Here is an 18567-nt window from a genome sequence, read left to right on the forward strand (position 1 = left end):
CCGGGGCGGGGCGTCGGGGAGGGTGTGAGGGCAGAGCACCGGACCCGACCCCCCACTGGGAGCCCCGCATGCCCATCGCCAGCGTCAACCCCGCGACCGGCGAGATCGTCCAGACCTTCGAAGCGCTCGACGCGGCCGGGATCGAGCGGCGGCTGGCCCGCGCCGAAGCCGCCTTCCACGGCTACCGCAGCACCCCGTTCGCCGCCCGCGCCGAACTGATGCACCGCGCGGCCGACCTGCTGGACCGGGACCAGGACGCGCTCGCCCGCACCATGACCGCGGAGATGGGCAAGCCGCTCGCCGCCGCCCGGGCCGAGGCCGCCAAGTGCGCCAAGGCGATGCGCTGGTACGCCGACCACGCCGAGGCGCTGCTCGCCGACGAGCACCCGGACCCGGCCGACGTGGCCGACAGCGGCGCCTCCCGGGCGTACGTCCGCTACCGCCCGCTCGGCCCGGTGCTCGCCGTGATGCCGTGGAACTTCCCGTTCTGGCAGGTGATCCGCTTCGCCGCGCCGGCCCTGATGGCGGGCAACGTCGGTCTGCTCAAGCACGCCTCCAACGTGCCGCGCACCGCGCTGGCGATCGAGGAGCTGTTCCGGCGGGCCGGCTTCCCCGAGGGCTGCTTTCAGACCCTGCTGATCGGCTCGGGCGCGGTCGAGGGGGTGGTCCGGGACCGCCGGGTCGCCGCCGTCACCCTCACCGGCAGCGAGCCGGCCGGGCGGGCGGTCGCGGCCGCCGCCGCGGACGAGGTGAAGAAGGCGGTGCTGGAGCTGGGCGGCAGCGACCCGTTCGTGGTCCTGCCGAGCGCCGACCTGGACGCCGCGGTCGCCACCGCCGTCCGGGCCCGGGTGCAGAACAACGGCCAGTCCTGCATCGCCGCCAAGCGCTTCATCGTGCACACCGACGTCTACGACCGCTTCACCGCCGCCTTCACCGAGGCGATGCGCGCGCTGCGGATCGGCGACCCGATGGACGAGGCCACCGACGTCGGCCCGCTGGCCAGCCGCCAGGGCCGGGACGACCTGGAGGAACTGGTCGAGGACGCCCGCACCCACGGCGCCCGGGTCGAGTGCGGCGGCAACCGCCCGATGGGCTGGGACACCGGCTGGTTCTACGAGCCGACCGTGCTGACCGGCATCACCCCGGCGATGCGGATCCACCTGGAGGAGACCTTCGGCCCGGTCGCCACCGTCTACCGGGTCGCCGACCTGGACGAGGCGGTGGCCCTCGCCAACGACACGCCGTTCGGGCTCAGTTCCAACGTCTGGACCACCGACCAGGGCGAGCAGGAGCGCTTCGTCCGCGACATCCAGGCCGGCGGGGTGTTCTTCAACGGCATGACCGCCTCCCACCCGGCGCTGCCCTTCGGCGGGGTCAAGCGCTCCGGCTTCGGGCGGGAGCTGTCCGGGCACGGCATCCGGGAGTTCTGCAACGTCACCACGGTGTGGATCGGTTGATCGCTCCCGGAGCCGCGACGCCTCCGGTACGGCTGCGGGTACCCGGGTTCGGGCCGGTCAGGTCAGGTCAGGTCAGGTCAGGTCAGGTCAGCCCACCGTCCGGTGCCTGCCCCGGCCGGGCGTCGCCCAGCGGGCGACCATGCCGACCAGCGCGATGAAGGTCAGCAGCCAGAAGAAGGCCATCAGCCCGATCATCGGGTCCCACTCCGTCTGGACCTCGACCATGAGCAGGCCGATCGAGAGCGCGACCATGAAGGTCACCACGGTGGGGCTGAGGCTGAGCAGCCAGCGCCAGGCCCGGTGGCCCAGGCTCGGGTTCTTCGGGGCGTCCGGCCCGGTTTCGAGTTCCTTGTAGCTGAGCAGGTCCATTCGGGATCGCCTCCGGTGCTGGGTGAGGGGGAGGGGGCGGCCCGCGCGGTCAGGAGGCCTTGCGCGGAGCCGCGGACTTGCGGGTGGTGGTCTTCTTCGCCGGGGCGGCCTTCCCGGTGCCCGCGGCCTTTCCGGCGGCGGCGGTCTTCTTCGCGGTGGCGGCCTTGTTCGCGGTGGCGGCCTTCTTCGCGGCGGCGCGCTTGCGCGGCGCCGGCTCCTCGGCGGCCGGCTGTTCGTCGACCGGCTCCGCTGCGGCCGGGGTGGCCGGCGCCCGGCCGCCCTTGGCCTGCCGGAGGCTGCTGCGCAGCGCCTCCATCAGGTCGATCACGTTGTCCGGCGCCTCGCTGGGCTCCTCCTCGTGCGGGAGCTCGACGCCCTCCAGCCGGGCGGTGATCACCTGCTGGAGCGCCTGCTGGTAGTCGTCGTGGAGCTGGGAGAGGTCGAAGTCCTCGGAGAGGGTGTCCATCAGCGACCGCGCCATCTTGAGCTCCTGCGGCCGCACCGCGACGTCCTCCTCGGGCGCGATCCCGGCCGCCGGGCGGACCTCGTCGGGCCAGATGCAGGTCTGGAGCACCAGCGTCCCGTCGTGCACCCGCAGCACCGCGGGCGACTCCCGGGTGCGCAGCGCGATCTTGGTGACGGCGATCTGCCCCGACTCCACCAGCGCGTCGCGCAGCAGGGCGTACGGCTTGGCGGCGGCCTTGTCGGCGACGCCCACGTAGTAGGCCTTGGAGAACATCAGCGGGTCGATCTCGGTGGCGTCCACGAAGGCCAGCACGTCGATGATCTTCTTGCTGGGCAGCGGCAGGTCGGCGAGGTCGTCGTCGCTGAGCGTGACCGTCCGGCCGTCGGGCGACTCGTAGCCCTTGGCGATCTCCGCGTACGGGACCTCCTTCTCCTCCCGTTCGCAGTACCGCTTCATCCGCACCCGGCCACCGTCCTTGGCGTGCACCTGGTGCAGCGGGACGTCGTGCTCCTGGGTCGCGGAGTAGAGGTGGACGGGGATGCTGACCAGCCCGAAGCTGATCGTCCCCTTCCAGGTGGTCTGCATGGTTCCCACTGTGCGCGCGTTCGGCCGGATCGGCCACTTGCTCCGGCAGGGCCCTGGCGGGTTCCCGCCAGCATGACGCTGCGTCAGATTTGAGCCTTTCCCGCCACTTCTCCACCCACCCTGACCTGGCCTTTTGTGTCCGGTGAGCGAACAGTTATCTCTCAGCTGTTCCGATACCCGGGCGTAGAAGTTAGGTTGCACCGCAATGCGCGGGTCTGTCCCCCACCCTCCGGCACGACGAGCCGAGGGTCATGCCGCGCCGGAAAGGCAGAAGGCACCCTCCATGAGTGCGGACACCACCAAGCAGGCCGCGGACACCACCCAGGTCCCCCACCAGCTCGGCCCGGTCGGACACGGCGGCGACGGCCACCTGAAGGCCGGGCTCAAGAACCGGCACCTGTCGATGATCGCGATCGGCGGCGTGATCGGCGCCGGCCTGTTCGTCGGCTCCGGTGCGGGCATCGCCTCCACCGGTCCCGGCATCCTCCTCTCCTACACCCTGGCCGGCGTGCTGGTGGTGCTGGTGATGCGGATGCTCGGCGAGATGGCGGCGGCCGACCCGCAGAGCGGCTCGTTCTCGGCGTACGCGGACCGCGCGCTGGGCCGCTGGGCCGGCTTCACCATCGGCTGGCTGTACTGGTTCTTCTGGGTCGTGGTGCTCGCCGTCGAGGCGACGGCCGGCGCCAAGATCCTCAACCACTGGGTGCCGGGCGTGCCGCAGTGGGGCTGGGCCCTGATCGTGATGGCGGTGCTGACCTCCACCAACCTGTTCTCGGTCGCCTCCTACGGCGAGTTCGAGTTCTGGTTCGCCGGGATCAAGGTGGTGGCGATCGCCGCGTTCCTGGTGATCGGCACCCTCGCCGTCTTCGGCGTGCTGCCGGACACCCACGCGGTCGGCGCCAGCAACCTGACCGGCCACGGCGGCTTCCTGCCGCACGGCGTGGGCGCGGTGTTCACCGGCATGCTCACGGTCGTCTTCGCCTTCATGGGCAGCGAGATCGTCACCCTGGCGGCAGGCGAGTCGGAGGACCCGGAGAAGGCGGTCAGCAAGGCCACCAACAGCGTGATCTGGCGGATCGGGATCTTCTACCTGGGCTCCATCCTGCTGGTGGTGACCCTGCTGCCGTGGGACTCCGCCGCGGTGAAGGACAGCCCGTACGTGGCGGTGCTCGACCACGTGGGCATCCCGCACGCGGGCCAGGTGATGGACGTGATCGTGCTGACGGCGGTGCTCTCCTGCCTCAACTCCGGGATGTACACCGCCTCCCGGATGGCCTTCTCGCTCGGCCGGCGCGGCGACGCCCCGAAGGTCTTCGCGACGGTGAACTCGCGCGGCGTGCCGATGGTGGCCATCCTCTCCTCGGTGGTCTTCGGCTTCATCGCGGTCTTCTTCAACTACACCTCGCCGAACACCGTGTTCGCCTTCCTGCTGAACTCCTCCGGTGCGATCGCGCTCTTCGTCTGGCTGGTGATCTGCGCGACCCAGCTGCGGATGCGCAAGATCATCGAGCGTGAGATGCCCGAGCGGCACACCGTCCGGATGTGGCTGTACCCCTATCTCACCTGGGTGGCCATCGGCATGATCGGCTTCGTCGTGGTGTACATGTTCACCGACCCCGACGGACGCAAGCAGATGTACCTGTCGCTGGTGGCCGCGGCGATCGTGCTCGGTGCCTCGGCCGTGGTGGGCCGGCGCCGGCGGGCGGCGGTGGCGGCGGGGTCCTGAACCCGTCCGCCCCCGCGCGGGAACGCCGGGCCCGGGAGCCGTTGCGGAGGCTCCCGGGCCCGGTGCCGTTCCATGCCCGGACGAGGGCGGTCGGCCGGACGGCCCGCCGCGCGGCGGACTGCGGACTGCGGACCGGTGGCGGTAGACCGATGACCGGCGACCGGCCGGTCACGCTGCGTCGATGTCGGCGCCGCGGACGTGTGAGCCCGCCCACAGGGGGTTTCGCATCTACGGTCCTGGATAGTTGTCGCACTCCGCCCGTGCCGCCCCCGACACCGACCGTCACTCCCGGGCCGCCCGCCCGGACACCGGGCCCGCCCCGAAGAACCCAGGCCATGGAGCCTTCCGGCCCCACCTTCCGTCGGCGGCCCCCACCCTCGACCCGCGAACATCAAAGCCGGACAAAGCACCACAAACACACCGGCACGCCGGACCGCAAGCGCCCGCTCGGCCACTACTCGTCGTAGTAGCGAACCCTTTTGCCACCCGTCCCCGGCCCTGCCAAGAATGGCCCGTCGCCAGGCAGCGCCGGCCGGCCCCGTCCGCCGTGCGCAGCCCGCCCGCCCCGCCGCTCTCGGCCGGGGCGCCACGGCCGTCCCGGACGGCCGCGCGGGCCCCGCTCACCCGGAGCCCGTGCGATGCCCCGCGCCCAGTGCCCCGGCACGGCCCCCGACGGAAAAGGACCGCCCGCTCCATGCAGCTCAGTCATGCCCGCCGCAACTCCCTGATCACCGGCGTCGCCACCCTCGTGGTCGCGAGCGCCGCCACCGCCGCGCTCGCCATCCCGCAGGCCGGGAACACCGCCGAGGCCGCCGCCCCCGCGGCCGCCGTCTCGGTGGACGGCAAGCCGGTGGCCGACCAGGCGCAGGCCGACACCGCTGCCGCTGCCCAGCAGGCCGCCCAGGACGCCCAGGCGGCCCAGGAGGCCCAGGCGAAGGCCGATGCGGACGCCAAGGCCCAGGCCGACGCCCAGGCGCAGGCCGCGGCCGACGCGAAGGCCCAGGCGGACGCCAAGGCCCAGGCCGACGCCGCCGCCTCCCGCTCGCAGCAGCGCCAGAGCCTCGCCGCCCCGACCGGCACCCCGCAGCAGATCGCCGCCCAGATCGTGCCGGCCGGCCAGCTGCAGTGCTTCAGCAACATCGTGGCCCGCGAGAGCAGCTGGAACCCGATGGCCGTCAACGCCTCCTCCGGCGCCTACGGCCTGGTCCAGGCGCTGCCGGGCACCAAGATGGCCTCGGCCGGCTCGGACTGGAAGACCAACCCGGCCACCCAGATCAAGTGGGGCCTGGACTACATGAACTCCCGCTACGGCAGCCCGTGCGGCGCCTGGGCGTTCTGGCAGAGCCACCACTGGTACTGAGCCGCCCGGCTCCGGCCCTCCCGCGCACCCGTCCCGGGCCCGCGACGCACCCCGCGTCGCGGGCCCGGCGCACGTCCGGCCCGGTGCGTCCCACCTGGCGTGGACGCGTCCGGAAGGCGGCGTGAAGATATGGCGTACGCTCGTACGATTTGCCACTAATTGCTCGTAATTACGCACCGTCAGCCCTTTGCCACGGTTCGCGCGCCCTCTTACGCTCCGGCGTCATGCCCTCACCCCTGATCAGCGTCGTGCTCACCGCCTACGACCAGCACGGACAGCTCGCCGACTGCCTGGACTCGCTGCTCGCCCAGACCCTGGCCGACGTCGAGGTGATCGTGGTCGCCGACCGCTCCCCCGAGACCGCGGGCGGGCTCGCCGACGCCTACGCGGCCCGGGACCCCCGGGTGTCGGTGCTGCACCTGAACGCGGCCGTCGGGGTCGGGGTGAGCCGGAACGCGGGCGCGGCGCGGGCCACCGGCGAGCACCTGCTGTTCCTCGACGCCGACCACCTGCTCCCCCGGGACGCCCTCCAGGCGCTCGCCGACCGGCTCCGGCAGACCGGCCCGGTCGACGTCCTGCTGTTCGGCCACTCCCGCCGCCACAACGACCGCGACTGGCCGGGCGGCGCCGAGGCCCTGCTCGCCGAGGCCGGCCCCGAGCCCTTCGCCCCCTTCGACCGGCCCGAGCTGTTCGGCGCGCCCCCGCTGGTCTGGGACCGGCTGATCCGCCGCGGCCACTGGGAGGACCTCGGGCTCGCCTTCCCCGACGGCCGCTACGAGGAGATCCCGGTGGTGCACGCGGCGCTGCTCGGCGCCCGCACGGCCGCCGTCCTGGCCCGCGAGTGCGTCCAGCTGCGCCGCCGGGAGACCGTCCACCCGGCCGGCGGGCCGGGCAGCAGCGTGTTCGACCTCTTCGAGCAGTACGAGCGCAGCTTCGCCCTGCTGGAGGACCAGCCCCACCTGTACGCCGTCCGCGACGCCCTGTTCGTCCGGATGATCCGGCACTACCTGTTCGTCTTCGACCTCGCCGGCTGCGTCACCCGCGCCGAACGCCCCCAGTTCTTCCACCGCGCCGCCGAGCACCACCACCGCTTCCAGCCGCCCGGCCACCGCAAGCCGGCCGGCCGCGAGGGCATCAAGTTCTCCCTGCTGGCCGGCGGCGCCTACCCGGCCTTCGAGGTCGCCAAGCTCTCCCACATCGCCCGCGGCACCCTCACCGGCCGCAAGTAGCCCGGCGGGCGGGCGCGGTGCCGCCCCCAGCCGCCATCGCGGCGGCGATCCGGCGGGCGCGCTCGGCCCACACCCCGGCGGGCAGCGGCGGCAGCACGTCCATCCACAGCGGCAGGGTGGAGCCGCGCAGCTGCGTCAGGCCCTCCGGCCGGGCGATCAGCCACAGGTGCAGGTGGGCGCCACCGTCGCCCCAGCGGTTCACGTGGACCCGGCCGATGCCGCCCAGCGACAGCACGGCCCGCTCCACCCGCTGGAGCATCGGGCCGAGCCGGGTGGACAGCTCGGCCGGCAGGTCCAGCAGGTCGTGGTGGGCGCGCGGCTGGAGCAGCACGGTGGCGGGCAGGCCGCTGGGGGCGTCGGCGCCGCTCAGCCGCCAGTGCTCGTCGGTCCAGAGGAAGTCGGAGTCCGGGCGGGCGCACTGCCCGCAGCTCTCCGGACCGTCCTCGCCGTGGCGGGGCGGCTCGGGCAGGACCGGTGACTGGAGCACCCGGACCGTCAGCTCGCCTCGTACGGGAAGATGTCCCCGAACGGCGCGCCGTCGGTCGGGACGGCCGGGCGCTCGCCGATCGGCAGCCGGGCGAGGTAGGCGTCGGGATTGGCCGGGTCCGCGGAGTCGTTGATCACGACGGCCGAGCCCGTCACATGACACCCCGTCGGCGGTAGCCCGGTCGTGCCCCGCATCGGTGCGGCGCCCCGGCTGCGATCATCGGCGGAGTCCACTTCCTGGGAGGCCCTGTTGACATCCTCCCCGCCCTAGAGGACGGGGATTCCTCCCGCGCCTGCGGCACGGTCACCCGTGGTCCGAAGGTCACCGAGGTGGGTTCCCCGTTCAACGGGCCGTGCCTGGCGTGGGATCGCCACGCCAGGTCTGACCGGTCCTCCAGAGGCGTTTAGCCTGTCCGCCTGCCCGGCGGCCAGGATGTTGCGAGCAGCGTTGAGGTCACGGTCATGGAGAACACCGCACACCTGACAGGCCCACTCGCGTACGTGCAGGGGCTTGGGTCCGTCGCGGTGTCCGCAGTCCGAGCAGAGCTGGGAGGACGGGAACGTGCGGTGCACGATCCCGACATGGCGTCCGTACCGGGCGGCCTTCTCCTCAAGAAGGCGCCGGAAGGTGGCCCATCCGGCGTCGTGGACGGACTTGGCCAGACGGCCACGGCCAAGGCCACGTACGTTCAGATCCTCCAGGTACACCGCTTGGGTTTCGCGGATCAACGTGGTGGTCTGTTTGTGCAGCCAGTCCATGCGGGTGTCGGCCACCTTGGCGTGCGCCCGGGCGACCTTCCGGCGGGCCTTGGCCCGATTCTTCGATCCCTTGGCCTTGCGGGACAGTTCCCGCTGCGCAGCCTTGAGTTTCCTCTCCGCCTTGCGGAGGAAGCGGGGGTTGTCGATCACGCTGCCGTCGGAGAGGACGGCGTAGGTGGTCAGCCCGAGGTCGATGCCGACCTCGGCATCGACCTCGGGCAGGTGCTCGGGTTCGACGTCCACGACGAAACTGGCGTAATACCGCCCGGCCGCATCCAGCACGATCGTCACGGACGACGGGTCGGCAGGCAGTGCCCGCGACCACTTCACCCGTACATCGCCGATCTTCGCCAGGTTCAGCTTCCCATTGCCCCGGATGCGGAACCCGTTGAGGGTAAAGCGCAGAGACTGCCGGCTGTCCTTGCGCGACTTGAACCGCGGAAGCCCGACCGGCCGACCGGCGCGCTTGCCGGATACCGAGTCGAAGAAGTTCCGGTACGCGGTGTCCAGATCCCGCAGGGACCGGATCAGCGGATCCACCCCGACCGAGGCCAGCCACGCCCGCTCAGGGGTCTTCTTCGCCGCCGTGATCACCTGCTTCTGCAAATCGGTGCTCTTGGGGTAGGGCAGGCCGCCCTTACGGGCTTCCTTTCGCGCCGCGAGGGCGTCGTTGTACACCACCCGCGCACACCCGAACGTCCGGACGAGCGAAGCACGCTGACCTGCCGTCGGGTAGATGCGATACGAGTACCGAAGATGCACCAGATCAACCTACCGACAGGCACTGACAACGGCCCACGTCGGCGCCCCCGAGGATCACTCCGCCGCTTCGCGGCTCCGGGCCAAGCCCCCATTCCTCCCCGGCCCGAAGGCCGGAGCAACCTGGGAGATCAAAGGTGAGCCGTCCCTCTACCGTCCCCGGGGCCGAACTGGCCCGTGAACTGGCCGCCGTACTGCGCGGGGAGGTCCGTTTCGACGCCGCCGAGCGCACCGTGTACAGCCAGGACGCCTCCAACTACCGGCAGCTGCCGCTCGGGGTGGTCAAACCCGCGGACCCGGACGATGTGCGCACCGCGCTGGCACTGTGCCGGGAGTACGGCGTGCCGGTGGTGGCCCGCGGGGCCGGGACGAGCGTCGGCGGGCAGGCGATCGGCCCCGGTGCGGTGGTCCTGGACTTCCGCCGCCACCTCGGTGCGGTGCTGGAGGTGGACGCCGAGGCCCGCACCGCCCGCGTCCAGCCCGGCACCGTGCTGGACGACCTCCAGCGCGCCGCCCGGCCGTACGGGCTGCGCTTCGGCCCGGACCCGTCCACGCACAGCCGCTGCACCCTCGGCGGCATGATCGGCAACGACTCCTGCGGCTCCCACTCGCTCGCCTGGGGCCGCACCGCCGACAACGTGGAGCGGCTGGAACTGCTGCTCGCCGACGGCACCGAACTGACCGTCGGCGGACGGCTCACCGCCGCCGAGCGCGCGGCGCTGACGCACCTGCCCGGCCGGGCCGGCCGACTGCACCGCGAACTCCAGGAGTTCACCGACCGCAACCTCGCCGTCATCCGGCAGGGCATGCCGCAGCTGCCCCGCCGCACCTCCGGCTACCCGCTGGACGCGCTGCTGCCCGAACACGGCCACGACCTGGCCCGGGCGCTGACCGGCACCGAGGGCACCTGCGCGCTGCTGCTGGGCGCCACCGTCCGACTGGTCGAGGACCCGCCGGCCCGCGCCCTCGTGGTGGCCGGCTACCCCGACGAGGGCGCCGCCGCCGACGCCGTCCCCGCGCTGCTGCCGTACGGTCCGCTCACCGCCGAGGGCATGGCCGCCGACCTGATCGCCGCCCTGCTCGCCGCCGGCCCGCGCCCGCCCGCCCTGGACCGGCTGCCCGCGGGCGGGTGCTGGCTGTTCCTGGAGACCGGCGGCGCCACCGCCCTGGCGGCCTACCAGGCGGCCCGCCGACTGGCCGACGCGGTGCGCCGGGAGCCCGCGGCCGCCGTCGCCCTGGTCACCGACCCGGTCGAGCAGCGCCAGCTGTGGGCCGTCCGGGAGGCCGGCGCCGGGATCGTCACCCGCCTGCCCGGCGGCGGCCAGGCCTGGCCCGGCTGGGAGGACTCCGCCGTCCCGCCCGAGCGGCTCGGCGACTACCTGCGCGGCCTGCGCGCCCTGCTGCGCCGGCACGGCCTGCACGGCGTGCCGTACGGGCACTTCGGCGACGGCTGCGTGCACCTGCGGATCGACTTCCCGCTGGACCGGCCGCACGGGGCCCCGGTCTTCCGGGAGTTCCTGGAGCAGGCGGCCGACCTGGCGGTCTCGTACGGCGGTTCGCTCTCCGGCGAGCACGGTGACGGGCAGGCCCGGTCCGAGCTGCTGCCGCGCATGTACCCGCCCGAAGTCATCGCCCTGTTCGGCGAGTTCAAGCGGATCTGGGACCCGGAGAACCTGCTCAACCCGGGCGCCCTGGTCGACCCCCGCCCGCTCGACGCCGACCTGCGCTTCGTCACCGCCCCGCGCCGCCCGCTGCCGCTGGCCCTGCCGTACGAGCAGGACGACGGCAGCCTCACCAGGGCGGTGCACCGCTGCGTGGGCGTCGCCAAGTGCGTGGACCCGACCACCGGGGTGATGTGCCCGAGCTACATGGCCACCGGCGAGGAGCGGCACTCCACCCGGGGCCGGGCCCGGCTGCTGGCCGAGATGCTGCGCGGCGAGGCCGTGCCGGACGGCTGGCGCTCGGCGGAGGTGCGGGAGGCCCTGGACCTCTGCCTGAGCTGCAAGGGCTGCGCGAGCGACTGCCCGGTGCACGTCGACATGGCGACCTACAAGACCGAGTTCCTGTACCAGCACTACCGGCGGCGGCCCCGCCCGCTCGCCCACTACTCGATGGGCTGGCTGCCACTGTGGCTGCGCATGGTCGCACCGGCGCCCGCGGCCGCCAACACGCTGGCCCGCTCCCGGGCCGGCGCCCTGCTCAAACGGCTCGGCGGGATCGACCGGCGCCGGGTGCTGCCGGTCCTCCCGCCCGAGACCTTCACCCGCTGGTACCGGCGCCACCGCGCCACCCGCCCTACCCCGGCGGGCGCCCGACCGGTCCTGCTGTGGCCGGACACCTTCTCCGACCACCTCCAGCCCGACGTCCTGCGCTCGGCCGTCGAGGTACTGGAACACCTGGGCTTCGACGTCCGACTGCCCGACGGGCCGGTGTGCTGCGGCCTCACCTGGTACTCCACCGGTCAACTCGGCACCGCCCGGCGGGTGTTGCGGCGCAGCCTGGCGGCCCTGGCGGCCACCGGGCTCCCGGCCGACACCCCCGTGGTCGGCCTGGACCCCAGCTGCACCGCCACCCTGCGCGAGGACCTGCCCCGACTCCTCGGCGCGGAAGGCCGCCCACTCTCCCAACGGACGCGCACCTTCGCCGAGTTCATCGACGAGTACGCCCCGGAGGCGCCGCTCCCCCCGGTCCGGCTGGAGGCCGTCACCCAGACCCACTGCCACCAGCACGCGGTGCTCGGCAGCGCCGCCGACCGCCGGGTCGAGGCCCGACTGGGCCTGGACAACCGGGTACTGGACTCCGGCTGCTGCGGGCTGGCGGGCAACTTCGGCTTCGAACGGGGGCACTTCGAGGTGTCCCGGGCGATCGCCGAGCGCGTCCTGCTGCCCGAGGTCCGGGCCGCCGGGCCCGACACCGTGGTGCTCGCGGACGGGTTCAGCTGCCGCACCCAGATCGCCCAACTGGCCGACGGGCGAAGGGCCCTGCACCTGGCCGAGCTGATCGCCCGGGAGCTGCGGGAGCAGTCTTCGGAATGAGCTAGGCGTGCTCGGCGAGGAAGGCCCCGGCGTGAGCGGCGGCCTCCTCCCGGGTCGGGTGGCCGGCGGCCGCCTCGCCGCTCACCCCGTCGGCGCCGACAGCCGTCCAGTGCCAGCCGTCGGCGGCCCGGTCCGCGGCCAACTCGAATGTTCCGCCGAACAGTTCGAGCGAGCCGGGCTGGGCCGCCGGGCGGCTGACGGCCTCCGGCCACTTCTTCCGGGCGCCCTGCCGGGTGATGCCCCAGGCGGCGCCCAGCTGCTCGTAGCTGGCGCCGTAGGAGCCGGCGGTGGCGGCCGCGGTCGCGGCAAGTCGCTTGACCTCACCGTCAGGCAGCCAGCACGGAGAGGGCGATCTCGGCCGGATCGGCGTGCCACATCCGCTCCTCGGGCAGCCCGGTCGCCCGGGCTCGCACGGCGGCGGCGACGGGATTGAGCGCGTCGAGGAGGGCCTTGGCCAGTTCGGCCTGCTCCTCGGTGGTGATCTCCACAGCAGTCATGGCGACAACCACAGTTACCAACAGGGTCGACGACAACCAAAGTTACCGCCCGAATCGATCCGGCCCGAGCGGCGACCTCGCGCCCCGCTTCTCGGGCGCGAACGGGGCCCCGGAGGCGAGCCCGCGGTAGCCGACCACCAGCGCCTCCCCCAGGAAGCCCACGCCGATGGAGAGTTGGACCGGACGGGCGTCCGCCGCCAGGCCGCCGCGCTCGGCGAGCAGCGCGAAGCCCGCCATCGCGGCGAGCGAGACCACGGCCACCAGGAAGGACCGCCCGGTGTAGCGCTGCCACAGCACGCCCTCCCGCTCGTACACCCGGATGGTGGCGCCGCGCAGCGCGCCGAGGCCGACACCGAGCGCCGCACCGGCGCCGATCCAGACGTAGTCGCCCACCCCGAGGCCGTGCCGCTGCGACAGTGCCCACAACCCGAGGGCGGTGAGCACCACCGGCGGCGCGAAGAGGTCCCGCGCGTTGAGCGGCTCACCGCGCAGCCGCCGGACCACCACCACGGCCACCACGACCCCGATCAGTGCCACGTGCACCCAGTTGCCCATCCCGCCCCACTCCCCGATTTTTATAGCTCAGCCGTGCTAAATCAGCCCAGGCAGCAATGTAGCTCGCCCGTGCTATAACGGCAACATGCCGAAGATCGTCGACCCCGTCGAACGCCGCCAGGCCGTCGCCGACGCCGTCCTGCGCGTCGCCGCCCGGGAGGGCCTGGAGCACGCCTCACTGCGCAACGTCGCCGAGGAGGCCGGACTCGCCGTCGGCTCGGTCCGCCACTACGTCGCCGGCAGCTCCGAGCTGATGCTCTTCGCGATGCAGGAACTGGCCCGTCGGATCGACGCCCGCGTCCGCACCCATGCCCGCGCCCTGCTCGACCCGGAGCCCACCCCCGGTACCGACCGGCGCGAGCAGACCGCCCGGCTGCTCGCCGAGACCCTCCCGCTGGACGCCCGGCGCCGGGAGGAGTCCGCACTCTGGCTCTCGTTCGTCACCGCCGCCCGCACCCGGCCCGAACTACGTCCCCGCGCCGCCGAGTTGCAGGCCGGCCTGGACGAACTGGTGCGGCGCGTCCTGGTCGAGACCGAGCGCTCCGGCGCGCTGCTCCCCGGCCTCGACCTCGACGTCGAGACCCGCCGGCTCTCCGCCCTGCTGGACGGCCTCACCCTGCAAGCCGTCCAGCACCCCGACCTGGTCGGCCCGGACGCACTGCGCGCGGTGCTGCGCCGCCACCTCGACACCCTGGCGAGCGGCTGACGACGCGCCGAGGAACCCGCCGCCCGGGCGAGCCCGGTCCGCGTGGTGGGCCGACCGCGCCCGCGGCCGGGCCGGCCGGGTCAGCCCTGCAGCGCCTCCTTCTTCGGCGCCGCCTCGGCGCAGACCGCCGACACGAACTCCGCGAGCCGGGCCTGCGGCAGCCCGCGGGCGATGTCGGCCTCGCTGATCATGCCGACCAGCTTGTGCTCCGGGTGGTTGATCACCGGCAGGCGGCGCACCTGGTACTGCTCCATCACCCGCAGCACCTGCTCGCAGTCCTCGTCCGCCTCCACCGTCATCGGCCGGCCGAGCGCCAGTTCACCCGCCGTCACCTCGGACGGGTCACGGCCCTCCGCGACGCAGCGCAGCACGATGTCGCGGTCCGTCACGATGCCCAGCAGCCGGTCGTTCTCCCCGCAGATGGGCAGCGCGCCCACGTGTCGTTCCCGCATGATCCGGGCGGCGGCGGCGAGCGTCTCGTGCTCGCGGATGCACTCCGCCCCCGGGTGCATGATGTCGCTGGCGATGGTCATGGTCCGCCTCCTGGCCTGGCTTCCAGCCCCTCGTCCATCCTGGTCCGACCGGGTGACCCACGCCACCGGGCCCGGGCGGGCCCGGTGGCGCTCAGGACGCCGCCCCGGGCTCGGCGCGCTCCGTCGGGCCGGGGGCCTCCGGGTCCGCCCCGTCCGAACCCAGCCCGTCCAGCTCCGCTCCGTCCAGCGGCGACGCGTTCAACAGCTTCTCCAACGGCGGCAGTTCGTGCCGGGGCCGCTCGTGCGGGAGCTCCTCCTCCGGCACCTCCCCGCGCTCCACCGCCTGCTCCGCGGACTTCGCGGCGGCGGCGACCGCGGCGGCCGCCAGCAGGTCCCGCTGCTGGGACTCCGTCGCGCTGTCCAGGAACCGCAGCAGCTCCACCGGGAACGGCAGCACCAGCGTCGAGTTCTTCTCCGCCGCCACCTCCACCACGGTCTGCAGCAACCGCAGTTGGAGCGCCGCCGGGGTCGCGCTCATCACCGCCGCCGCCTCCGACAGCCGGGCCGAGGCCTGGAACTCGCCGTCCGCCGTGATGATCCGCGCCCGCCGCTCCCGCTCGGCCTCCGCCTGGCGCGCGATCGAGCGCTTCATCGACTCCGGCAGGGCGACGTCCTTGATCTCCACCCGGTCGATCTGGATGCCCCAGCCCAGCGCCGGGCTGTCGATCATCAACTCCAGCCCCTGGTTGATCGGTTCGCGGTTGGCCAGCAGGTCGTCCAGCTCGCTCTTGCCGATGATCGACCGCAGCGAGGTCTGCGCGACCTGGGAGATCGCGAAGTTGTAGTCCTGCACGTTGACCGTCGCCTTGACCGGGTCCTCGACCCGGAAGTAGACCACCGCGTCCACCCGCACGGTCACGTTGTCCCGGGTGATGCCCTCCTGCGCCGGAATCGGCATCGTCACGATCTGCACGTTCACCCGGCGCAGCCGGTCCGCGATCGGCATCAGCGCGACCAGCCCCGGCTCGCGGATCTCCTCGCGCACCTTGCCGAAGCGGAACACCACGCCCTTCTGGAACTGCTGGACCACCCGGATGCTCAGCCCCGCCCAGATCGCCCCCAGCCCGGCCAGTCCCCCGAGCGCCCCCAGCACCGCATCGACGATCATCGCGGCCTCCTCGCGGCCTCCGCGCACACCGGCGCGTCCGGCCACCGCCGACCGAACCGGGCCGGGAGCCACCGGAGCAACTGCTTCAACGCTACGCCTGCGCGGACAAGGCCGGATCGAACGTCCTGAACCACAGGACCCTCCCCGGGCCGCACGCCCTAGGATCGGGCCCATGCAGCCGGCCCCCGCCGATGACCCCGGCGACCCCCGCCACCCGGCCGAGGCCGCCGCCCGCGCCACCGGACTCACCGTCCTCGACCGGGTCGTCACCGACTGCCGGGCCTGCCCCCGGCTGGTCGCCTGGCGCGAGGAGACCGCCCGCACCAAGCGCCGCGCCTACCAGGACTGGGACTACTGGGCCCGGCCGATCCCCGGTTTCGGCCCGCCCGACGCCCCGCTCGTCCTGGTCGGTCTCGCCCCCGCCGCCCACGGCGGCAACCGCACCGGCCGGATCTTCACCGGCGACCCCTCCGGCGACCTCCTCTACGCGGCCCTCCACGAGCTCGGGCTCGCCAACCGCGCGGAGTCCGTCCGGCACGGCGACGGCCTGGAGCTGTACGGCGTCCGGATCACCGACCCGGTGCGCTGCGCCCCGCCCGACAACAAGCCCAGCACCGCCGAACGCGACACCTGCCGCCCCTGGATCACCCGCGAACTGCAACTGCTGCGCCCCACCGTGCGGACGGTCGTCGCCCTCGGCGGCTTCGCCTGGCAGGCGGTGCTGCCGGTGCTCGCCGACGCCGGCTGGACCGTGCCCCGACCGCGCCCGGCCTTCGGCCACGCCGCCCTGGTCACCCTCCCCGCCCGGGACGGCGGCCCCGACCTACGGCTGTACGGCTGCTACCACGTCAGCCCGCGCAACACGAACACCGGCCGGCTGACCACCGCGATGCTCCGCGAGCTGCTCCGCGAGGCGGCCGTCTCGGCGGGGCTCAGCCCCCATTAGGGCGTGTCTGACAATTCGCGTCGGATCAGCGCGCGGCGTTGGGGTGCGTGCATCGCAAGGCGGAGGAGGGAGTCCATGCGGAGCATCGGCGACCGACGACAACGCGGCGAGGTGCGTGCCCCGGCGTCGCGTGCCCGGCGGGAATTGTCAGACACGCCCTGGCGCGTGGCCCCGCACGGCACGGCTCAGTCGAACCGCCGGGTGGCCGTGATCCCGCCGTCCACCGGCAGGGTCACGCCCGCCACGTACGAGGACCGGTCGCTGAGCAGCCAGGCCGCCGCCTCCGCCACCTCGGTGTCCAGGCCCGGACGGCCCAGCGGGTCGAGCGGGCGACCAGGGCGGCGAACTCCGGGCCCGCCGCGAAGTACTCCTCCGTCCCGGGGGTGCGGACCACCCCGGGCGCGACGGCGTTGACCCGGACGCCGTACCGCGCGTAGTCGGCGGTGGCCGCCTTCACCAGGCCGGTCAGTCCGTGCTTGGCGGCCTGCTGGGCGCCGTCGCCGAAGCCCCCGACCAGCGCGCCCACCCCGGAGTTGAGCACCACCGAGCCGCCGCGGCCGGCCGCCGCCATCGCCCGCAGCTGGGCGCGCAGGCAGAGCCAGGTGCCCCGCAGGTTGAGCGCGTGGGTGTCGTCCCACTCGGCCTCCGAGCGTTCGGCGAGCGGAGCGGGCGGCAGGCCGTTGCCCGCGTTGTCGAAGGCCGCGTCCAGCCGGCCGAAGGCGGTCAGCGCCGCGTCCACCGTCCGCTGGGCGCCCTCGGCGGTGGTCAGGTCGGCGGCCACCGCCACCGCCTCCCCGCCGGCGGCCCGCAGTTCGTCGGCCAGCGCCTCCACCTCCGGCGCGGAGCGGGCGGCCAGCACCAGCAGCGCGCCCTCCCGGGCGAACAGCCGGGCGGAGGTGGCGCCGATGCCCCGCCCGGCACCGGTGACGATCGTGACCTTGTCGTCGAGAAGTCCCATGCGGCGAGCCTGCCGCCACCCCCGCCGGCCCACCAGCGGCCGGTCGTACCCCGGACCGCCCAGCCAGGGACCGCCCAGCCAGGGACAGCCCGGTCCTGGTAGGGCCGGCCTGGCTGTGGCAGCCTGGCGCGCATGCCCGAGACCCCGCTGGGCGCGTTCCTGCGCGCCCGCCGTGCCCGACTCGCGCCCGCCGAAGCGGGCCTGCCCGCGGCCGGCCGCCGCCGCACCCCCGGGCTGCGCCGCGAGGAGGTCGCCGCCCGCGCCGGGATCTCGGCCGACTACTACGCCCGGCTGGAACAGGGCCGCCAACGGGTGCCCACCGGCCCGGTCCTGGACGGTCTCGCCGAGGCCCTGCACCTGAGCGGCCCGGAGCGCGCCTACCTGCACCGGCTGGCCGTACGGCGCGACCGTACGGCGCCGCCCGCCACCGGCCCCTCCACCGGCCCCTCCACCGACCCGGCCGTCCCCGCGGCCACCCTGGCCCTGCTGGAGACCCTGGACGCCGCCCCCGCCTTCGTCACCGGCCCGACCTTCGACCTGCTGGCCTGGAACCGGCCCGCCGCCCTGCTGCTGGCCGGGCCGGAGCGGCGGCCGCCGCACGAGCGCAACCTGCTCTGGCAGGTCTTCTGCTGCCCGTACCGGGACCGCTCGCCGGGCAACACGGCCGCCGACCGCTCGATCGGCGCCGACCTGGTCGCCTCCCTGCGCGCCCAGCACGCCGACCGCCCCCGCGACCGGACCCTGCTCGCCCTGGTCGGCCGGCTCTCCACGGCCAGCCCGGAGTTCGCCGCGCTCTGGGACCACCACCGGGCCGCCCCGCCCGGCCCCGGCCGCCTCCACGTCCGCCACCCCGCGCTGGACACCGCCGTCCTCGACTACACCGTGCTGCCGCTCCCCGAGGAGGGCCGCCACGTCTTCGCCTTCCTCGCCCCACCGGACAGTCCCACCCGCCGCGCCTTCGCCGCCGCGCGCGGAACGTGACCCAGCGGGCAGGGCACGCGGGACGGACAGCGCAGGCAGGACGGGAAAACCG

The 18567-nt window shown here is 73.9% G+C and carries 20 protein-coding genes; 8 read left to right on the top strand and 12 right to left on the bottom strand.

Features of this window, described 5'->3' with window-relative positions; translation table 11 throughout:
* Positions 1-68 precede the first annotated feature (68 nt).
* A complete protein-coding gene (locus tag ACFXOZ_RS06170) occupies positions 69-1457 on the top strand; it encodes an NADP-dependent succinic semialdehyde dehydrogenase (RefSeq protein ID WP_380587840.1) in 1389 nt (462 codons plus the stop codon).
* 87 nt (positions 1458-1544) lie between these two features.
* On the opposite strand, the gene ACFXOZ_RS06175 is transcribed toward ACFXOZ_RS06170, so the two are convergent.
* A complete protein-coding gene (locus ACFXOZ_RS06175) occupies positions 1545-1826 on the bottom strand; it encodes a hypothetical protein (RefSeq protein WP_380528365.1) in 282 nt (93 codons plus the stop codon).
* Positions 1827-1875: 49 nt separating this feature from the next.
* Entirely contained in the window at positions 1876-2877 is a 1002-nt protein-coding gene (locus tag ACFXOZ_RS06180) for a Ku protein (RefSeq protein ID WP_380587843.1), read from the bottom strand.
* Between the two features lie 283 nt (positions 2878-3160).
* On the opposite strand from ACFXOZ_RS06180, the gene ACFXOZ_RS06185 reads away from it, so the two are divergent.
* From ACFXOZ_RS06185 to ACFXOZ_RS06195, 3 genes are all read left to right on the top strand, one after another.
* A complete protein-coding gene (locus ACFXOZ_RS06185) occupies positions 3161-4603 on the top strand; it encodes an amino acid permease (RefSeq protein WP_380587846.1) in 1443 nt (480 codons plus the stop codon).
* Positions 4604-5297: 694 nt separating this feature from the next.
* Complete coding sequence (locus ACFXOZ_RS06190) at positions 5298-5963, top strand: transglycosylase SLT domain-containing protein (RefSeq protein WP_375883997.1); 666 nt, start codon at positions 5298-5300, stop codon at positions 5961-5963.
* 224 nt (positions 5964-6187) lie between these two features.
* The gene (locus tag ACFXOZ_RS06195; protein WP_375883994.1) at positions 6188-7192 is read left to right on the top strand and encodes a glycosyltransferase family 2 protein; all 1005 of its coding nucleotides are present in this window, start codon (positions 6188-6190) and stop codon (positions 7190-7192) included.
* On the opposite strand, the gene ACFXOZ_RS06200 is transcribed toward ACFXOZ_RS06195, so the two are convergent.
* From ACFXOZ_RS06200 to ACFXOZ_RS06210, 3 genes are all read right to left on the bottom strand, one after another.
* On the bottom strand, positions 7176-7679 hold the full coding sequence (locus ACFXOZ_RS06200; RefSeq protein WP_380587849.1) for an HIT family protein: 504 nt from the start codon (positions 7677-7679) through the stop codon (positions 7176-7178). The genes ACFXOZ_RS06195 and ACFXOZ_RS06200 overlap by 17 nt on opposite strands.
* 8 nt (positions 7680-7687) lie before the next feature.
* Positions 7688-7834 (bottom strand): hypothetical protein, encoded by a 147-nt coding sequence (locus ACFXOZ_RS06205; RefSeq protein WP_380587852.1) that lies wholly within the window; start codon positions 7832-7834, stop codon positions 7688-7690.
* A gap of 111 nt (positions 7835-7945) precedes the next feature.
* Positions 7946-9199 (bottom strand): RNA-guided endonuclease InsQ/TnpB family protein, encoded by a 1254-nt coding sequence (locus tag ACFXOZ_RS06210; protein WP_380587855.1) that lies wholly within the window; start codon positions 9197-9199, stop codon positions 7946-7948.
* Positions 9200-9333: 134 nt separating this feature from the next.
* Here ACFXOZ_RS06210 and ACFXOZ_RS06215 point away from each other — a divergent pair, with 134 nt between their 5' ends.
* Complete coding sequence (locus ACFXOZ_RS06215) at positions 9334-12231, top strand: FAD-binding and (Fe-S)-binding domain-containing protein (RefSeq protein ID WP_380587858.1); 2898 nt, start codon at positions 9334-9336, stop codon at positions 12229-12231.
* Between the two features lies 1 nt (position 12232).
* On the opposite strand, the gene ACFXOZ_RS06220 is transcribed toward ACFXOZ_RS06215, so the two are convergent.
* The 3 genes from ACFXOZ_RS06220 to ACFXOZ_RS06230 all read right to left on the bottom strand — a co-directional run bounded on the left by ACFXOZ_RS06220 (position 12233) and on the right by ACFXOZ_RS06230 (position 13283).
* Complete coding sequence (locus ACFXOZ_RS06220; protein ID WP_375883986.1) at positions 12233-12373, bottom strand: hypothetical protein; 141 nt, start codon at positions 12371-12373, stop codon at positions 12233-12235.
* Between the two features lie 184 nt (positions 12374-12557).
* Positions 12558-12728, bottom strand: coding sequence for a hypothetical protein (locus ACFXOZ_RS06225; RefSeq protein WP_375883984.1), 171 nt, complete (start codon positions 12726-12728; stop codon positions 12558-12560).
* A 42-nt stretch (positions 12729-12770) separates the two neighbouring features.
* Positions 12771-13283 carry a DUF1453 domain-containing protein gene (locus tag ACFXOZ_RS06230; RefSeq protein WP_380521346.1) on the bottom strand — a complete coding sequence of 171 codons (513 nt, stop codon included), beginning with the start codon at positions 13281-13283 and terminating at the stop codon, positions 12771-12773.
* 85 nt (positions 13284-13368) lie between these two features.
* On the opposite strand from ACFXOZ_RS06230, the gene ACFXOZ_RS06235 reads away from it, so the two are divergent.
* A complete protein-coding gene (locus tag ACFXOZ_RS06235) occupies positions 13369-13989 on the top strand; it encodes a TetR/AcrR family transcriptional regulator (protein WP_375883978.1) in 621 nt (206 codons plus the stop codon).
* Between the two features lie 80 nt (positions 13990-14069).
* On the opposite strand, the gene ACFXOZ_RS06240 is transcribed toward ACFXOZ_RS06235, so the two are convergent.
* Both ACFXOZ_RS06240 and ACFXOZ_RS06245 read right to left on the bottom strand, forming a co-directional pair.
* Positions 14070-14522, bottom strand: a complete 453-nt coding sequence (locus ACFXOZ_RS06240; RefSeq protein ID WP_375883977.1) for a CBS domain-containing protein — start codon at positions 14520-14522, stop codon at positions 14070-14072.
* Between the two features lie 91 nt (positions 14523-14613).
* Entirely contained in the window at positions 14614-15630 is a 1017-nt protein-coding gene (locus ACFXOZ_RS06245; protein ID WP_375883975.1) for a slipin family protein, read from the bottom strand.
* 172 nt (positions 15631-15802) lie between these two features.
* On the opposite strand from ACFXOZ_RS06245, the gene ACFXOZ_RS06250 reads away from it, so the two are divergent.
* Positions 15803-16576: a uracil-DNA glycosylase gene (locus ACFXOZ_RS06250; protein ID WP_380521351.1), complete on the top strand. Its 774-nt coding sequence runs from the start codon at positions 15803-15805 to the stop codon at positions 16574-16576.
* Positions 16577-16761: 185 nt separating this feature from the next.
* Here the strand turns inward: ACFXOZ_RS06250 and ACFXOZ_RS06255 are convergent, their stop codons facing one another.
* Both ACFXOZ_RS06255 and ACFXOZ_RS06260 read right to left on the bottom strand, forming a co-directional pair.
* Entirely contained in the window at positions 16762-16845 is an 84-nt protein-coding gene (locus ACFXOZ_RS06255) for a hypothetical protein (RefSeq protein WP_380587966.1), read from the bottom strand.
* Positions 16809-17534, bottom strand: coding sequence for an SDR family NAD(P)-dependent oxidoreductase (locus tag ACFXOZ_RS06260; RefSeq protein ID WP_380587862.1), 726 nt, complete (start codon positions 17532-17534; stop codon positions 16809-16811). Before ACFXOZ_RS06260 ends, ACFXOZ_RS06255 begins: the two co-directional genes overlap by 37 nt.
* A 132-nt stretch (positions 17535-17666) precedes the next feature.
* Here ACFXOZ_RS06260 and ACFXOZ_RS06265 point away from each other — a divergent pair, with 132 nt between their 5' ends.
* Positions 17667-18515 (top strand): helix-turn-helix transcriptional regulator, encoded by an 849-nt coding sequence (locus ACFXOZ_RS06265; RefSeq protein ID WP_380587865.1) that lies wholly within the window; start codon positions 17667-17669, stop codon positions 18513-18515.
* Positions 18516-18567: the final 52 nt, after the last annotated feature.

This window comes from Kitasatospora sp. NPDC059160 (assembly GCF_042755465.1).
Lineage (GTDB): Bacteria > Actinomycetota > Actinomycetes > Streptomycetales > Streptomycetaceae > Kitasatospora.

Excerpts from the sequence above, each read along its gene's own strand:
- ACFXOZ_RS06170 (WP_380587840.1), top strand. The coding sequence starts at position 69 with ATGCCCATCGCCAGCGTCAACCCCGCGACCGGCGAGATCGTCCAGACC.
- ACFXOZ_RS06175 (WP_380528365.1), bottom strand. The coding sequence starts at position 1,826 with ATGGACCTGCTCAGCTACAAGGAACTCGAAACCGGGCCGGACGCCCCG.
- ACFXOZ_RS06180 (WP_380587843.1), bottom strand. The coding sequence starts at position 2,877 with ATGCAGACCACCTGGAAGGGGACGATCAGCTTCGGGCTGGTCAGCATC.
- ACFXOZ_RS06185 (WP_380587846.1), top strand. The coding sequence starts at position 3,161 with ATGAGTGCGGACACCACCAAGCAGGCCGCGGACACCACCCAGGTCCCC.
- ACFXOZ_RS06190 (WP_375883997.1), top strand. The coding sequence starts at position 5,298 with ATGCAGCTCAGTCATGCCCGCCGCAACTCCCTGATCACCGGCGTCGCC.
- ACFXOZ_RS06195 (WP_375883994.1), top strand. The coding sequence starts at position 6,188 with ATGCCCTCACCCCTGATCAGCGTCGTGCTCACCGCCTACGACCAGCAC.
- ACFXOZ_RS06225 (WP_375883984.1), bottom strand. The coding sequence starts at position 12,728 with ATGACTGCTGTGGAGATCACCACCGAGGAGCAGGCCGAACTGGCCAAG.
- ACFXOZ_RS06230 (WP_380521346.1), bottom strand. The coding sequence starts at position 13,283 with ATGGGCAACTGGGTGCACGTGGCACTGATCGGGGTCGTGGTGGCCGTG.
- ACFXOZ_RS06235 (WP_375883978.1), top strand. The coding sequence starts at position 13,369 with ATGCCGAAGATCGTCGACCCCGTCGAACGCCGCCAGGCCGTCGCCGAC.
- ACFXOZ_RS06240 (WP_375883977.1), bottom strand. The coding sequence starts at position 14,522 with ATGACCATCGCCAGCGACATCATGCACCCGGGGGCGGAGTGCATCCGC.
- ACFXOZ_RS06245 (WP_375883975.1), bottom strand. The coding sequence starts at position 15,630 with ATGATCGTCGATGCGGTGCTGGGGGCGCTCGGGGGACTGGCCGGGCTG.
- ACFXOZ_RS06250 (WP_380521351.1), top strand. The coding sequence starts at position 15,803 with ATGCAGCCGGCCCCCGCCGATGACCCCGGCGACCCCCGCCACCCGGCC.
- ACFXOZ_RS06260 (WP_380587862.1), bottom strand. The coding sequence starts at position 17,534 with ATGGGACTTCTCGACGACAAGGTCACGATCGTCACCGGTGCCGGGCGG.
- ACFXOZ_RS06265 (WP_380587865.1), top strand. The coding sequence starts at position 17,667 with ATGCCCGAGACCCCGCTGGGCGCGTTCCTGCGCGCCCGCCGTGCCCGA.